Below are 16,371 nucleotides of genomic sequence, written 5' to 3'. Positions count from 1 at the left end.
CTACTCCCTACTCCCCATAATTCAAACTGCGAGATAGCGCCGCAGAAAATTTTCTAAAGTTTCCAAGTGAAAATTGAAAATCCTTTCTAAGTTGGCTATTTCCTCTTTTCGACAGAAAAATTCATTGGACAGTAATGTTCTATAAGTTCCGAAAGCTTTTTGTGCTTGGGGGTTAAATAAACCCAATGTATTCCTTAACCCATCCACAACAAACAAAGGTGAATTAATTACTACTGCTTCTTTGTTGAAGATGCGACTAAAAATTTCGGGAATATCCTCACGCAATAAAATCTCCGGACCTCCCACTGGTAATATTTGGTTGCGTGCGTCTTCAACTTTGAATGAATTTACAACTATCCTGGCTAAATCATCTGTACTGACAACCGAAGTCCGATTTTTGGGATCACCGATGAGCAAATACAAACCAGTTTCGCGAAACTGTTCTGCTAATGACAGTAAGTTAGATGCTAATCCAGCTGGGCGTAAAATAGTGTAATTCAAGCCACTAGCTGCTAAATATTGTTCTACTGCTCGTTTGGCTTTGAATACAGGCGCATCTTCATAGCCCCGTTCGGCTCCCAGTACAGAAATAAATACAAAATGCTTGACATTATTAGCTTTAGCTTGATCAATGAGTTCAATATTGGCGCGATAGTCCAGCGATAGAGAGTCACCATCAGAACCGTGGGCGCTGATCATATACTCGATACCCCGACAAGCTTTGGCAATATCCTTGTCTCGTCGTAAATCACCGATGAAGATTTCTGCTCCTCGGTGTTCTAACTCGTTATAACTCGAAGTGAGGCGGACAAATGCTCTCACTGACTTTTCCTCTAGACGTAGGAGTCGCACGACTCGGCGACCAATTCCTCCCGTTGCTCCAGTTACCAGAAACATAAGGATTTTCGGTGATGAATTCCATCTACACCCTAATCTAAAATTCGACGATTACTGGGGTATGGTCGCTGGGTTGGGGTAATTTTCTGGGGGTAACGTCAATCATGCAGCTTTTAGCGCGTTCATAGAGCATTGGGCTGAGATAATGATGGTCAATGCGCCAACCCCGATTGCGCCGAAAGGCGGCGGTGCGATAGTCCCACCAACTGTAGTGTCCGCCTTCGGTGGTAAATTTGCGAAAGGCATCAGCAAATCCTAGTTCCAGAATCTCCTGTAAAGACTTGCGCTCTAGTTCGGATGCCATGATGTGATTATCTAGATGCGCTTTGTCGTGAATGTCTTCGGCGGCTAGGGCGATGTTGAAGTCACCACATATACAGATTGCTGGTTCTGAAAGTAGAAGGGTTTGTAAATACTCCCGTAGCACTGTGAGCCAGCCTAGCTTGAATTCGTATTTTTCGCTGCCTATTGCTGAACCATTAGGGACATACAAATTCACAATGCGAATGCCGTCAATTACGCCTGTAATCACTCGTTTTTGGACATCCCATGCTGGATCGATCTTGGGTAAAATCGGCGTGAACCCGACGCTGACATCCATTAGGGGTTGGCGACTAATCAGGGCTACGCCGTTGTAAGCTTTTTGTCCGGAAACATAAACGTGATAGCCCAATTCTTCAAAAGGCGATCGCGGAAAGTCCGCATCTACAACTTTTGTTTCCTGTAAACAGAGGACATCAATGGGATTTTCGCTTAACCAAAAGATCACCTGTTCCAGGCGCATCCGAATTGAGTTGACATTCCAAGTGGCAATTTTCATTGGTAAATTATCTGAATTGAAAATAAATATTAATTTTTAATTAGTAATTCTTTTACAAATATTTAAGATTGACATAGAATAACCATTCTGACTAAGTTAATGTTAATAAAAATTGATACAATCTCATCTTTTTAGTATTGCTAGCTACAAAAACTATAATTTTGTGATTTTAACTACAAAAATCCTGAGTTTTGGATGATCCCCAGGGTAGATGAAACTACTAGCACTTAAGCTATATATTAAAAGTGTAGCTGGTAAGTAGCTTTTGTTGATGTTTTAAAATATATGGGTGGTGGTTGAAGGTACGGTTAACCAAGATTGCCCTCCTAAGAGTCAATAAGGTTAATTTAAACTCAACAAAGTAAGTATAAATCCTCGGTTTACGAATATGATCCCATTACTTACTTTGCAGAATATTTTACCGACTGAACCAAAACAATTTTATGAAGATCGCTCAAGTCGCCCCCTTATGGGAACGAGTTCCGCCTCCTAGTTATGGAGGTATTGAACTGGTAGTGAGTCACTTGACCGATGAACTCGTTCGTCGCGGTCATGAAGTTACTTTGTTCGCTTCTGGTGACTCTCAAACCTTGGCTGATTTAAAAGCAGTTTCTCCACTTGCATTACGCTTAGACAAATATGTCCAAGATTATGCAGGGTATGAAATTTTAGAACTTAGCCAAGTTTACCAACAAGCTGCGGCATTCGATATTATTCATTCTCATGTAGGGATAACGGCTTTACCTTTGGCAAGTTTGGTATCAACTCCCACTGTTCATACTTTGCACAACAGTTTTACTCCAGACAACCAAAAAGTATTTAGCTACCACCACCAGCAACCTTATGTCAGCATTAGCCAAGCGCAGCGTCAAATCACATTAAACTATGTAGCTACGGTTTATAACGGTATAGAACCTACCGATTATCCATTTATAGCCCAACCACAAGAAACCCCATATTTAGCATTCTTAGGGCGTTTTTCTCCTGAGAAGGGGCCACAACAAGCGATCGCCATTGCTAAACAGACTGGTTGGCGCTTGAAAATGGCAGGAAAAGTTGATGTCGGGGATGCTCTGTTTTTTGAACAAGAGATTCTCCCCCAGATTGATCATCAGCAAATTGAATATCTGGGCGAAATCAACCACGCCCAAAAAGCTGAACTTTTAGGAAATGCTGCAATAACTCTGTTTCCCATTAATTGGCAAGAACCTTTTGGCTTGGTGATGATTGAATCAATGGCGACTGGAACACCAGTGATTGCCATAAATTTAGGTTCTGTACAGGAGGTGATTGTTCACGGTGAAACGGGTTTTATCTGCCAAAACTATGAAGAAATGGCCAGTGTGATTCCGGCGGCGTTGGCACTCAATCGTCAAGCCTGTCGAAAACATATAGAAAACAAATTTAGTGTTAACCACATGGTTAATGACTACGAAGCAGTTTACAAACAAATTCTCACGAGCCGCATTGATTTAAATGATTATTTAGATGCGGCTCAAGCCCGGTTTTAATTAACAATTTTTTCCAGATTTTAAACAACAATTTTTTTTAGGGATATATTTGCTATGAATACGAGAGTCAACACCTGTCCGTGTTGCGGTGGTTCCCTCCTGCGTCATGCCCGTCATGGTGAACTGTATTGGTTTTGCCAGTCTTGCAGGCAAGAAGTACCTCTATTAACTGTTATTCGTGTGCCTAATTCTTCTCTGGAAAACCGGAAGAAAGAAGTGCTTCCTCAGACAACATTAAAGGAGTAGGGACAATTTCAATTTCCGCAATTTCCGCAATCTGATAAAATCGGGGGAAGCTGATTAATTAGGTCGAAAGCTGTGTTAGCCGCGTTACTTTACGGTCAGGAAGATTTACGCTTGGAGCAGGTTGTTGACCCCACTCCGGCAGTTGGTGAAGTCGTGATCCAAGTGGGCGCAGCGACAACTTGTGGTACAGATTTGAAGGTTTGGCGGCGTGGTGGTCATGCGAAGATGCTGAAACCACCGACTCTGTTTGGTCATGAGGCCGCAGGGCAAATTGTGGCTGTGGGTGCTGGGGTGACAGATTGGCAGATTGGCGATCGCGTTGTCGCGAATAATTCTGCTCCCTGCATGAAATGCTTCTTTTGTCAACGTCAGGAATATTCTTTGTGTCCCAATATTACCTGGAATAATGGCACTTTTGCGGAATATCTGAAAATCCCGGCGGCAATAGTGCAGCATAATATGTTACGGGTTCCCGATGAGTTACCGTGGCAATTAGCAGCAATGACGGAACCGTTAGCTTGTGTTTTGCATGGTATCGCTCGTTCTCAGATCAAACCTAAAGATAGAGTAGTTGTCTTGGGAGATGGGGCGATTGGTTTGATGTTTGTCGCTGTTTTGGCTGAAACAACGGAAGTGTTGCTGTGGGGAGGTAATGACGCAAGGCTAAAAATTGGTCAAAAACTGGGTGCAGATCAGATTTTTAATTATCATCAAATCCCAGATATTCCCGGTGTGGTGAAAGAATTGACTCAGGGATGGGGTGCTGATGTGGTGATTGAAGCTACTGGTGTACCTAGTGTTTGGGAAACTGCGATCGCTTGCGCTCGTCCTGGTGCTACTGTGAATTTATTCGGTGGTTGTCCACGGGATACGACGATTACTGTGAATACAGAACAGTTACATTACAGTGAACTGACTTTAAAAGGTGTGTTTCATAATACACCGGAATATGTACGTGCGGCGTTGGCGCTGATAGCTAGTGGTAAAATACCTTTTGAGTTATTGATTAGTGAAACGCGATCGCTACAGGATTTAGAACAAGTATTTAATGATATGAAGGCGCGAAAGGTGATTAAAGTCGCGCTGATTCCTTAGTTTTTTGCAGAGTAAAGCAGATGATCTGGGTCTAGCCAAACAATATAAAAAATCTCGTCAATAAAAAACCCATGAACTCTACCATGTTCATTTGAGGACAGGGAAAATTGATAAGGTGTATCAACCAATTGTTCTTCGTTGGGCAAACCAAATCCGCTTTCGCTGGTATCTTCCCATTTTATAGGATGACATCTGAGGCTACTGCTACGATTTATTAACAAATCTTGAGCCGTCAGGCTAGATAAAGCTTTTAACCGATCAAGTAGGGTCAGCCAGTAAATTACCGCTCTTTCGGTACAACAAAATTTTGTATGTCCATTTTGATAATATTTAAACGAAAAGCTGATGCCTTGAGATGACTTCAGCTTCGTTGGTTTAATACCTAATTTGCTATCTTTGGTAATATCAGTCTTCTTAATCTTCTTCGGCACGAGATGCGTAGTACTCCTTCATCCAATCCTTTTTAATGATTTCGTTGGAAGGTGCATCAGATGCTATATCTCCTCTAGCCCACTTCCAGGGTGCCTCATCATGAGTCATCTGCTCAAGTTCATAAGCATCGCAGGCAAAGTATTCTTCTGCAAGTTTATCCAGAAACTCTCGAACCTCATCAGTTAATTCTAGTTCTGGGTTAGCATCCTCTAAAATAGGTTGCCATCCAAAAGGCTTGTACTTCTGGTACAACACAGGTATCACAGGCCCATGTATCCATGCTTCAAAATCTTCTGGGAACAGATGAGTTTCATAGAGTGCAAGATGCCAAGCTTGAGCATAGTACACAAGTTTTTGCAGCTTTAGATTACTGATAAAAGAGCCTGTTTCATTTGCCAGCCAGATAAAGTAATTTGCTACGTTAAAACATGACAACACTATAATCACCTCTTCAGCCTGCTACACAAGAGCTAGCCTTTATCCCTCTCAATACATCAGTTTACAGAGTTATCGCAAGAAAAGCTATGGAGAATTTTCTGCTCTCTTTAGTTTAATTGTACTACTTTAAGGCTCTCTCAGGGCAATTGTCAAACTATAGATCCTTCCAAGCTTCGTCTTCCTCTGAATCCAGCCAAACTTTGTTCAGTGATGACGCACTCAATTCCAAAAAATCTTTGAGTAATATTTGGGAATTATCAACATCGTTAGCTTGCAAATTCTTGACTCTTGTCAGTGATAATCGCGTTAGCTTTGCTATTAGAGCTAAATCAATACCTTCGCGGAGCATATTGAGTGCAACTTGGGTTAACCGTTGCTGCAAACCTTCCTCCCATGCTTCGCGTAAGATTTGAGGTTGAATTACAGAGTCAGGCATGATTGTCAATTTGTTATGCTCTGTTTTAATCATACCTAGAATATAGTAATTCTCTCCATCAGCAATCAATTTTTATTCATCTCTCATTTTCTGGGATGAAAAGCGCCCAATTAAGTCCAGCATCTTAAATAGCTTAAACCTGACAGCTTTAATCGAGGCAGAAGAGAGCTTTTATGCTTCCAAGGGGCGTTCTAAGATTATTTTGTAATATCCGAAGGCTTCTGATTTAGGGCTGACAGTGAAAGGCATTAAAAGACCAGCAATGGAATTTCTGATTAAATATTTAGGTAAGATATAAGCAAGTATTTTGGCTTTCCAAGACAAAGAAAAAAGTGTTAGGGACAATTTTTGTAATTTTGATAAAGTAGGCTGAATTGCCAAGGAAACATCTTCAATCGCTTGAATTTGAAAGCCAATTGATTGTGCGATCGCATTCCAATCATCAATCTGTGAAAATCCCTGCTGCACAGCCATTGAGACTTCTACAAGTAGACTGGCGGTTTTAAGTAACTCAGTCAGTTGTTCAAGCTGGATTTTACGATAGCCATCGAACACAATTAATTTTCCCCCAGGGCGCAACACCCGAAAAATCTCTGCTAGGGGAATTTCTGCTGGAGATGCATGACATAAACATTCAAAAGCAAAAACAATATCACAGGATTGATCTAAAAAGTTTAATTGATTAAAATTGCCTTCTTGAAAAGATAAGTTAGACAATTTATCGGCTTTTTTATTTGCTATTTTAATATGCGACGGAGTTAAATCAATTCCGGTGAAGCTGACTTCTGGATACTGCTCGGCTAAAAAACAGCTATTAAATCCTTTGCCACATCCTAATTCTAAAACAGTCTTGGCATCAAGTTTACTAATTTGTTCGGCAACTACTCGCGGTTGAGCATAATAACCATCTGGATCAAATACACCATCAAAGTTCAACGCCATATGGATAGCATCTTGTCCAGAGTGATAGATTTGATAACCCCACTCGCTTTGGGTGTAGTAAGAGATGGTAAAATCTGCATCGAATTCTTTTAAGATGGATTCGCAACCAAACAGCCAGTCAATTTTGGCGATCGCATCGGCTAATGTTAGTTGACTAGCCAGCGTAGCATAGTCAGGTTCGTCTCCCCAAGTCAGTAATTTAATAATAATATTTTTGAATGATTTATTCGCTGCCATAAGTGCTGTCAGAAATATGATGAAATTACTATAGCAGTCTGCTCTCAAAAATCTGGTTTATAAAAATCAGCAGGTAGTCATACCAATTTAATATAAAGATGCATAAATAGAATTTAACCAGAAATCCAGTTCCCCTCCTCGCTTGCACCGGAGGGGTTAGGGGTGGGGTCGAAATAATATGCAGCCTCACAAATCAGCAGGTAGTCATACCGTTGATATATTGCCTATACAGGCTAATTGAGTGAATTTTTATCAATAAATGAGATGAATAAGACTTTATAGCAGCTAGAGTACCTACAAATCTCATGAAAGAATCTTTCGCCAAAACGGGAAAACTAAGTTTATCCCCTCTTGGGGGAATTTCCATGTAAGTCCCGAATAGGAAAATGCTGAAAAAATCTCTGCTTAACTTCTTGATTTTGCCCTTTTCTCTGGTTCCCTGGCTGGGGATGGGAATGCTGTTTGATTCCCATGCTGATGCGTTACCAGGGCAAACTACAGAAGAAGTAACTACCTGGATCAAAGCACATCCTACACTTCGCCCTAGACCTGGAGAACGTTTATTTATCCAAAAAAGTGATACAGCAGCCCAGCGATTCACTTTTCAAGCATCGGTGTTACCTCCTGGTAGGGTGAGATTAACCCCAGACAGAGGCCGAATTCGGAGTGAACGCCTAGCCATGTATGATGCCATTAATGGTATGAGTTTCCAGCGTCTCCAGGAATCTCTGCGGGTAATTTATGGGTTAGATATCTATCAAGATTTTAATCGCGCTCAAGTAGTATATGAGTATCCTAACCAGAGTGCGATTAACTCGGCGCGTATGGCTAGAACTCCCATCCGGGAAGCTTTACAGGGAGAATTACGTGTGGGCGATCGCTATGTCTATTGGCTAGAAATTGCCCAACCCCAAGATAGCAAAGCTTTCACAGGTCAGATGACGGTTTTACTCAAAGCTGACCTCGATAAGTTGGAATCTGAATTGCGAAATCGCTAATGGTTGGCGTTTGCTGTGGGTTTGGTTGAACCCAGCCTGCTGCAAGTCGCCCCTATAACCCTCCTAATCCTACAGGAGAGGGGGTTTGCCAAATACCAGAAAATATGCTTTCAGTTGCTAGGGAAATTCTCAGCAAATCTTCCTTCAGCAGAGGCGGCCAATCAACCCCAGCTTTGCGCCCCGCTACAAATATTTGTTGTGCCTTTACACCCAACTGATAAAGGGAAAAGGCTAATTCTCGGTCGAGATTGGGTGCGTCTTTCATAGATTCAAAGACCACTTTCAACGCTAACAAAATCGAGGTGATCTGACCGGGTACTGGTGGTTTTCCTAGCTTCATCCGCATTAACAAAGCATCTGGATATTCATCAGTTGTTAGTGTCTGGGCTACGAGGAGTTTGCGAGCTGTTTCGTAATTCATTTATCCAGCTTATCTTAGTTGATATCACAGCAAGAGTACTTACATACAAATTACTATGAGGATATGATTTTACTAGATATCTTGCTATAGTAACTATTCTTGAGATTTAACCACAGATGCACACAGATATGAGATATAAGGGACTGACAATTAAAAAAATATTCCATTGCTGAGGTAGGCAGGGGAGCAGGCTTGCCGTGAGCGTAGCCGAATGGGAGCAGGGAGCAGGGGGGATAAAGAACAAATATGGTCTGATGAAATGGGGCAATTTATTTTCTGGAAATCCCTAAGAACCCCACCCCAATCCCCTCCCCGCAAGCGAAGAGGGGGCTATAATGTACTTCATTTAAGCCAGAGGTTTAGTATTTGTGCTGAGACTTCGCCTCAATTTGTCTGACAACTGTCAGGGCTGAGTAACTGACTCCAGCTGTACCTTCTCCGGGATGTGTTGAGTCACCGACTAACCATAAGTGGTTGATGGGTGTGCGATTGGCAAATCCAAAGGGGCCAAAAGTGGGTATTCTTTGACCAATACCGCCAACTATACCGCGATCGCGTCCTGTGTAATGGGCAAAAGTGCGGGGTGTGGCGGCTTCTTGATGAATGATGGTTTCTTGTTTGAGGTAGAAGTATTGAGAAAGACGGGCGATCGCATCTTCTGTATACTTCTGTTTAAGTCCTTGATAATTATCGGTTTCCCACCACGGTGCAGGATCAACAAAGGATGAAGCGATAATTGTCGCTTTCCCATCTGGGGCGCGTCCATCTCCGGGATGACTGACGGAAACAAACAAAGAATTATTTTCCCCAATGGGACCATCGACATCATAGAGGAATTGTAAGTGCGGCGGACAATCTGGGGGAATGGCGCTGATATCTACACCTAAATAGACCACAAATGCACCCGACGCTTGGGGTAATTTTTCCACACGATTTTTATAACCAGAGGGTGTTTTTTCTCCCAATAGTTGCACTAAATTCTGTACGGTGACATTAGCAACTACATGGTCTACAAGTTCTGTGCAGATTTCGCCTGTTTGCTGATTTCTGATGACTACAGCCGTAGCTTGATTATTTTCCACCTGGATTTGTTCTACAGTGTGGCGCATTAATAACTTAGCACCATCTCTTTCTAAGGATGCAACTAGGCGATCGCTTAGTACCTGCATACTACCTTGGAGATGAAATAAACCTTGGGGTAATTGGGAGACACTCAACGCCGTAGCTGCATAAAGTAAAGCAGTCTCCTCAGTATCCACCTGAGAATATAGCTTTAATTGCAAATCCAAAAACGTTCTCAAACGATGGTCTTTAGCCAGTCCGTAAAACCTTAAAGCATCGCCCACAGTAAATAAAGTATAGGGTACGGTAATTAATGTACTAGGGCGTACCGCTTGAGTTAACTGCCATAAATCCCACAAACTGCGGGGAGGTAAAACCGGATCACGTCCTTGGAATTGCCAACTAGCTTCAAATAACACCGCCATCATCTGCCAAAAAGCTTCACTCCCAGGAAATTGTTTTTGGCGTTCCTCTCGCCATTTCTGGGGGTCACGCCAGACATTAATCGGTGTACTTTCCCCAGGTAGATACACAGCACAAGCCGGGTCACAAGGTGTCGCTGCTGGTAAATCTATCCCCAATTCTGAGAAAATCCGGTGATGGATTCCCCCTGGTTCTAATCCTGCTACCTGAGTCGCCCCCACATCAAAGGTAAATCCCCGACGTTGAAATGTGGAAGCACAACCCCCCGGAACCAGAGCTTGGTCTAAGACTAAAACGCTGTAACCCCGATGGGCTAATAAAGCCGCCGCCGTCAGTCCGCCTATCCCCGCACCAATGACAGCAACACGGGATTTAGTTTTATGAGTAGAAATATTAGACATTGCTGATTAACTTTAAAATTCTTAATATTACTACTCATAATTTTACCTTAGACTTTTGGACTAATTAACTTGTTGCCAAAGATAAGCCGTTTCTGTACCTTGGGAATTAGGCTGGTGCAAGTAATAACTCAGCCATGTTAGGGGACTCAAAATTTTACACAACACTCGCCGCTGGCGATGGGACAAATGGGAGAACGCCACATCATGACCCAAAACTGTCAGGGGATTGATAAATGTGGCAAACTTCGCACAGGGTAAATCGATTAAAGTCTTCAGTTCAGCCAAAGTATAACCACGCCGGACATGACCCCATTCCGCCATAACTTCGGACTCACTAGGACAGATAGATTGCATAAATTTGTAATAAGGAAATTGCCAATTTTCATTGGGAGTACTAATTAACAAAAACCCACCTGGTTGTAAGACTCGCAAAGCTTCAGATACTGCTTTTTGGTCATCTGGAATATGTTCTAATAAATCGAACATGGTCACAGCATCGAAGGATTGATTTTCAAAGGGTAAATTAGTCGCATCTCCACAAACAAACTTTACCTTTTTTTGTTGGTTGCAGGGAGCTTGAGCATATTGGGAATTTAAATCTATATTGGTAATTTGCGACTGTGGATATAACAAAGCTGTTAAGCCACTTTGACCACCGCCTACTTCTAAAATTTGTGGCAATTCTTGATCTGGTGCAATGTTATGAATAGCACGCATCTTTTCGCGGTAAAAGAATCCTTGAGTGAGTGGTTCTGGGAAAGGATTAGAGGATAAAAAATCTTTTAGGTTTGTTTTATACATCTATTTACAGGAGTTATTTGGTTGATGGGAACAAAAATAATCGTTTTTTTAAGCTATTCCAAAAAACTATTGGTAAAGCTGATAGTAGCTTCTTCAGGGACATATTTTGGGGTTGAAATGCTGCTGTAGATTTTTCATTTTCTTGGATATACCATTCAGCTACTTTCACTTCTTGTAAATATTTTTCAACGACTTCTAAATATTTTTGGGGATGGACTACAGAAACCAGGGAGTTACTACTAACTGTAAATTCTTTTTTAAGTAAATCATATTGGGGTAAGTCCAAGGATTTTTGATCTGCAAAAATCATCATGTTTTGAGCATACCAAACTTCTACTTTTTGATTATTCCAAATTCTTTTTCTAATGCAGTCTATGGGAACATAGTCTCTTTGTTGAAAGTAGCTTACCCAGTAATCTTGCCATTGTTCATTAATATGTTCTACTCCTCCTTGAAAAGGTATAGCGGCAGAAAACAGGACTACTGAACCCAGATTGGTTAGAGATTCTACAAATTTTTCGCCATCCTCTTGGGGCAGATGTTCTGCAACTTCCAATGAGACGACTAAATCAAATTTTCTATCAATAACAAATTGATTTTTTAGGTCAAAGGCTACGAATTTATCAGAGGGAATTTCTAGCTGTTTTTGGTCTATGTAATCACCATCAACACCCAAGATATCTGTTATATTATGCTGTTGAAATTTTGATAGCCATGTGCCAAGACCGCAACCAATATCAATGACTGACTGCGGTTGAATTAATTCAATCACTATGGGAACAATTTCTGCGGCTGACTGTTTAGCTCCTTCTTGAACCAGTCGATAAAACTTTTCTGTATAAGCTGACATCGGGTAATTACTCCTAATCTGACTGAATGTATAAGTTTATGGTAATTTAGTTATCTGGAGATTATTTGTATTTTGCAAATACCATTTAATCCCGGCAAGATAACCCCAAATTCCCATGAAAAATGTAGTTTCTTCAGATTTCAGAATACGCATGAATTCTTTAGGCGATCGCTTAGTATAATACCAGGGTAATGCTATCAACAGACGACGTAATTCACCCCCATGACCATAGTTAGCAAACTGGATTAACAAAGCTACCACATGACCCTGCATATATTGATACATCTGTTGTCCTAATTTGTGCAAATCACCCCGATGATAATGATGAACAACAGCGGTCGGTTCGTAGCAACAAAGCCATCCTTTTGCTAATAGTCGATACCATAATTCGGAATCTTCACTACATCCAGAAGCACCTGCGCCTAAGCGTTCGTCAAAATTACCAACTAACTCAAATGCTTGTCGTCGAATTGCCATATTAGCACCGGCTCCGATTCTCCATACAGGAACGCCCCGCGACTTCATGTCTTCAAAGAATTGGGTATCAAAGGTTTTAGCTCGGTATCCTTGACCAAATCCGCCAAAATCCTTTTCAAACATCAATTGAGCTTCTGTTTTCAGTTCTGCTGGTAAGACTAAACCGGTCACTACCATCACTTCGGGAGAATCAAACTTTTGCTGTAATCGATAAATCCAGTCGGGATTAACCACTACATCGTCATCAGTAAAAGCCACAATGTCCCCAGTACAGTGGCGAATCCCTGTATTACGTGCGATACTCAGTCCCGCTTGTGGTTCTAGAATGTACTGGATATCAGGCATTTGGGCTACTAGCTGCTGTGTAGCTTCAGAATTGGGCGCATTATCAACAACAATAATTTGCTGCGGAGGTGGAGATAAATTTTGTAGCGATCGCAAGCATCTAGCTAACTCCTCTGGTCGATTGCGCGTACAAACTACGATGGACACTGTAGTCTGATCAGATGGAGAATCAGCATCTAGGAGTTGCTGTAAGGGTTGCGCCAATGCCATGAGGGCTTGAAAATCCACAGGCGAATCACGTGCAGGATTGGGGGACACCACTGGTAAAGGTGGTTTGAAACCATGAGCAAAAAGGCGATCGCCTACAGCCGGTGCGATCGCTTGGATAGCCAAATCTGCTAACTGTTGGGCAGACATCGGTAACTGTGCTGAGATAATTTCCTCATCCCCCAGAGGGATACTCTGCCACCAAAACACTGCATAGATAGCTTGATAATCTGGTTCAGCCTCCAGAGAAGGAACACCCAAACTTAAATCAATGTGCAGAACCTTCCAAGGCATAAAGTTACTCACGAAAATTGCCTCCGAATTTGCTCAATACGTTGCAACGAACGGGGATATTCTCCGAAAAATCCCACAATTCCACCCCATAATTCCGCTAAAATCATAGTTGGCGGTAAAACATGACGACCCTGTAAACTATTTTTTAACTGCTTTAATTGGTCTTTGAACCACCACTGAATCAGCCGACGCAGTTGGGAACGTTGGGCAGGATCATTTTGGTAAGATTTAATCACAAAACTCGCGAATCCTAAACCCCATGTCCAATATTGGCGGCGCAGTTTTTCATATTCCCGGCGGTGTTCGTGAAACACCAAATATTCAGGTTCATAAACCAGGGAATAACCAGCTCGAATCACCCGATAAAAAATATCTAAATCTCCACCACCAGGTAAAGGCGCGCCAGTATCTAAAGCTTCATCAAAGCCACCTAATTTTAATAAAACATCACGGCGAAAGGTCATATTACATCCTGCACCAAAAATGCCCGCACCACAGGGATGCAAAGGATTACCCGGTAATATTTGTCCATAGCGAATTTTTTGGAACCCGCGACGAAAACCACCTCTTTTCTCAAACAAAATTTGCGCTGATGTGGCTAACTCATAAGGCAGTACCAGCCCTGTAAAAGCAGCCGCATCAGGATTTTCACTCCATGCGGTCATTAAACCTTTGAGCCATGTTCCATCTACTACGACATCATCATCCAGAAATGCCAATAGTTCCCCCGTTGCGGAATGCAATGCACAATTGCGGGCAAAGTCCAGACCTGGTTTTGGTTCCCGCACATAGCGGACGCGGGGTAATGAAGCTACCAGTTCTTTGGTGCGTTCATCCACAGAGGCATTATCCACAACCAAAATTTCCACTGGGGAAACAGGTAACTGTATATTTAATAAGGATTTTAAACACCGAGCTAAATTTTCTGGACGGTCTTTGGTACAAATTGCGATTGTTAATGAAGGAAAAGAAATTTGCTCATTCGCAACTATTAATTCTTCCCGGATACTTTCTTGAAGGATTTTCAATCCCACCTCCTGGGCAATTAGTTGAGCTAAATCTTCTGGTTTAATTATGCTATTGGCTGGTAATTCTTGCATGAGAAAACCAATCGGCCGACCTTGGCGGCGTAAAATTAGCCCCAGACCTGTATCACTTGCCAAAAGTGAAATAGTGGGCAGAGGCTCGGTGACTTCGATATCAGCGATACGATAGGACATATAATTTTAATTAGTTTTTTCAATGGGAAAGTTGCGATATTGTCTCTGATAAAGCTGGGCAAATAATCCGTTATTTTGCAATAAATCAGCAAAGTTACCTTGTTCCTGCACCCGTCCTTCATTCATCACCAGAATTTGATCAGCTTGTTCAATGGTGGATAGGCGATGAGCAATCACAATCACTGTCCGATCTTGACTCAGGGTGTTGAGGGCTTCTTGGATTAAGTGTTCAGAAATACTATCGAGAGAATTTGTCGCTTCATCTAAAATTAAAATTTCAGGATTGCGGACAATCGCACGGGCTAAGGCTATGCGTTGTCTTTGTCCTCCAGAAAGACGAATTCCGCGATCGCCTACTTTAGTTTCATAGCCAAAGGGTAATTGCTGAATAAATTCATGAGCATGAGCCAGCTTGGCTGCGGCGATAATTTCATTCTCTGTAGCATCTAAACGACCATAGGCAATATTGTCTAAAATGCTGGTACTAAAGACATAAACATCCTGGCTAACAATGGCAATTTGATCACGCCAGTCATTTAAATTCACTGCTTTTAAAGGATGATTATCTACATAGATTTCTCCTGATGTCACGTCATAAAAACGGCAGATTAAGCCAATCAATGTAGATTTACCAGCCCCTGAAGGACCGACTATGGCAGTGGTTTTACCCTTGGGAATGCAAATCGAAACATCTTTGATGGCTGGGCTTTCTCCAGGATGGTAGCAAAAGCTCGCTGATTCAAAATATATACCTTGCTTGAGACTTTTGTAGGAAATATCACCAGAACGAATATAAGGTTTATCTGATTGCTCTAAAAGGTTCATTACTGCATCAACACCACTGGCTAAAGAATTTAAACTTACCCGCGCACTATCTAACTTTTGGACACGCGGCTGTAGACGATAAAGAATAAACAGAAAAGTTAATAAATTAGGTAATGAATTTCGGTCTTGCAGCAAGGCGATTACGAGAATACAGAGTAATATTACCGCCGAAAGAACTTCGGAGATAGGGCTGACAGTATTAGATAAAACATCGACTTTAAAAAAAGTTTTAACTACATTTTTTGAGGCTATGTCAAAACGTTTTTGCTCATAGGATTCTCGGCCAAATTCTCTAATTACTTTCATACCTGCATACCCTTCTAACATTCTGGTCGCCAGATAGGAGTTAGCCTGGACTGCTTGTTCTCCCAAACTTTTTACTTGGCGCGTCACTACCCTGATAATCAAGGAAATCAGGATGATTAATATGGACACGAATAGAGTCATCCGCCAAGAAATCAGCAGCAAAAGTATTGCATAAACTAAAATCATGCAGCTACTAATAATTAAGCTGACTAATGTCGATAAAGCCTGGCTAGTTCGCCATGTTTCTGAAGTTAAGATATTAATTAAGCTGCCGGATTCATTAGCTTCTAAAAAACTATAGCTAACAGTTAGGAGTTGGCTATAAATTCTTGAGCGTAACTGATGGCCAATACGCGAATTAAACCAAGCAAATAAAATCTCATTGGTATAAGCTATACAACTTTTTAAGAAAATACTACCTAAAATACAAAGAGCAATAATTAGAAAGCGGTTATTTGGGGGAATATTGCTGAATATATTATTAAAAGTATCTACTACAAAGCTATTACTAGCATTTGCAGAGTCTGTTTCCATAACGCTTTGCAGTAGCGGAATAAATAGACCAATTCCCAAACCTTCAAATAAAGATGAGATGATCCCCAAAATAATAATTGAAGGAATTGACCAGGGATAAATGTTGAAAAGTGGTAATAACCGTTTAACTAAATTTGTTTCATTCATGGATGT

Annotated in this window: 17 protein-coding genes; 4 read left to right on the top strand and 13 right to left on the bottom strand. The window is 41.5% G+C overall.

The annotated features are described in order from the left end of the window. Window positions 1-21 precede the first annotated feature (21 nt). Both AACX33_RS21535 and xth read right to left on the bottom strand, forming a co-directional pair. Window positions 22-897: an SDR family oxidoreductase gene (locus AACX33_RS21535; RefSeq protein WP_193997296.1), complete on the bottom strand. Its 876-nt coding sequence runs from the start codon at window positions 895-897 to the stop codon at window positions 22-24. Between the two features lie 37 nt (window positions 898-934). Then, window positions 935-1,717: an exodeoxyribonuclease III gene (gene xth, locus AACX33_RS21530; RefSeq protein WP_193997297.1), complete on the bottom strand. Its 783-nt coding sequence runs from the start codon at window positions 1,715-1,717 to the stop codon at window positions 935-937. A 443-nt stretch (window positions 1,718-2,160) separates the two neighbouring features. Here xth and AACX33_RS21525 point away from each other — a divergent pair, with 443 nt between their 5' ends. The 3 genes from AACX33_RS21525 (at window position 2,161) to AACX33_RS21515 (ending at window position 4,569) form a co-directional block, all read left to right on the top strand. Continuing rightward, window positions 2,161-3,228 (top strand): glycosyltransferase family 4 protein, encoded by a 1,068-nt coding sequence (locus AACX33_RS21525; protein WP_193997298.1) that lies wholly within the window; start codon window positions 2,161-2,163, stop codon window positions 3,226-3,228. A 54-nt stretch (window positions 3,229-3,282) separates the two neighbouring features. After that, window positions 3,283-3,474 carry a hypothetical protein gene (locus tag AACX33_RS21520; protein WP_193997299.1) on the top strand — a complete coding sequence of 64 codons (192 nt, stop codon included), beginning with the start codon at window positions 3,283-3,285 and terminating at the stop codon, window positions 3,472-3,474. A 72-nt stretch (window positions 3,475-3,546) separates the two neighbouring features. Beyond that, a complete protein-coding gene (locus AACX33_RS21515) occupies window positions 3,547-4,569 on the top strand; it encodes an alcohol dehydrogenase catalytic domain-containing protein (RefSeq protein WP_193997300.1) in 1,023 nt (340 codons plus the stop codon). On the opposite strand, the gene AACX33_RS21510 is transcribed toward AACX33_RS21515, so the two are convergent. The 4 genes from AACX33_RS21510 to AACX33_RS21495 form a co-directional block, all read right to left on the bottom strand. Continuing rightward, window positions 4,566-5,000 carry a hypothetical protein gene (locus tag AACX33_RS21510; protein WP_193997301.1) on the bottom strand — a complete coding sequence of 145 codons (435 nt, stop codon included), beginning with the start codon at window positions 4,998-5,000 and terminating at the stop codon, window positions 4,566-4,568. The two genes, AACX33_RS21515 and AACX33_RS21510, sit on opposite strands and share 4 nt — an antisense overlap. Next, complete coding sequence (locus AACX33_RS21505; protein ID WP_322744514.1) at window positions 4,984-5,349, bottom strand: Panacea domain-containing protein; 366 nt, start codon at window positions 5,347-5,349, stop codon at window positions 4,984-4,986. Before AACX33_RS21505 ends, AACX33_RS21510 begins: the two co-directional genes overlap by 17 nt. Before the next feature lie 244 nt (window positions 5,350-5,593). Further along, window positions 5,594-5,875 (bottom strand): hypothetical protein, encoded by a 282-nt coding sequence (locus tag AACX33_RS21500; protein ID WP_193997303.1) that lies wholly within the window; start codon window positions 5,873-5,875, stop codon window positions 5,594-5,596. 171 nt (window positions 5,876-6,046) lie between these two features. Continuing rightward, window positions 6,047-7,054, bottom strand: coding sequence for a class I SAM-dependent methyltransferase (locus AACX33_RS21495; RefSeq protein WP_193997304.1), 1,008 nt, complete (start codon window positions 7,052-7,054; stop codon window positions 6,047-6,049). Between the two features lie 386 nt (window positions 7,055-7,440). Here AACX33_RS21495 and AACX33_RS21490 point away from each other — a divergent pair, with 386 nt between their 5' ends. Then, window positions 7,441-8,052 (top strand): hypothetical protein, encoded by a 612-nt coding sequence (locus tag AACX33_RS21490; protein WP_193997305.1) that lies wholly within the window; start codon window positions 7,441-7,443, stop codon window positions 8,050-8,052. Window positions 8,053-8,104: 52 nt separating this feature from the next. On the opposite strand, the gene AACX33_RS21485 is transcribed toward AACX33_RS21490, so the two are convergent. The 7 genes from AACX33_RS21485 to AACX33_RS21455 form a co-directional block, all read right to left on the bottom strand. Further along, entirely contained in the window at window positions 8,105-8,473 is a 369-nt protein-coding gene (locus tag AACX33_RS21485) for a Dethiobiotin synthetase (protein WP_193997306.1), read from the bottom strand. 359 nt (window positions 8,474-8,832) lie between these two features. Beyond that, window positions 8,833-10,359: a C-3',4' desaturase CrtD gene (gene crtD, locus AACX33_RS21480; protein WP_193997307.1), complete on the bottom strand. Its 1,527-nt coding sequence runs from the start codon at window positions 10,357-10,359 to the stop codon at window positions 8,833-8,835. A gap of 60 nt (window positions 10,360-10,419) precedes the next feature. Beyond that, a complete protein-coding gene (locus AACX33_RS21475) occupies window positions 10,420-11,160 on the bottom strand; it encodes a class I SAM-dependent methyltransferase (protein WP_193997308.1) in 741 nt (246 codons plus the stop codon). A 13-nt stretch (window positions 11,161-11,173) separates the two neighbouring features. Further along, entirely contained in the window at window positions 11,174-12,010 is an 837-nt protein-coding gene (locus AACX33_RS21470; RefSeq protein ID WP_193997309.1) for a class I SAM-dependent methyltransferase, read from the bottom strand. Between the two features lie 36 nt (window positions 12,011-12,046). Continuing rightward, entirely contained in the window at window positions 12,047-13,333 is a 1,287-nt protein-coding gene (locus AACX33_RS21465) for a glycosyltransferase family 2 protein (protein ID WP_193997310.1), read from the bottom strand. An 8-nt stretch (window positions 13,334-13,341) separates the two neighbouring features. Next, complete coding sequence (locus AACX33_RS21460) at window positions 13,342-14,553, bottom strand: glycosyltransferase family 2 protein (protein WP_193997311.1); 1,212 nt, start codon at window positions 14,551-14,553, stop codon at window positions 13,342-13,344. A gap of 6 nt (window positions 14,554-14,559) precedes the next feature. Beyond that, window positions 14,560-16,365 carry an ABC transporter ATP-binding protein gene (locus tag AACX33_RS21455; protein ID WP_193997312.1) on the bottom strand — a complete coding sequence of 602 codons (1,806 nt, stop codon included), beginning with the start codon at window positions 16,363-16,365 and terminating at the stop codon, window positions 14,560-14,562. Window positions 16,366-16,371 lie beyond the last annotated feature (6 nt).

The organism is Nodularia sp. LEGE 04288 (genome assembly GCF_963896525.1).
Taxonomy (GTDB): domain Bacteria; phylum Cyanobacteriota; class Cyanobacteriia; order Cyanobacteriales; family Nostocaceae; genus Nodularia.
The sequence above is the reverse complement of the archived record's forward strand: the minus strand, read 5'-3'. Positions and strand labels throughout refer to the sequence as shown.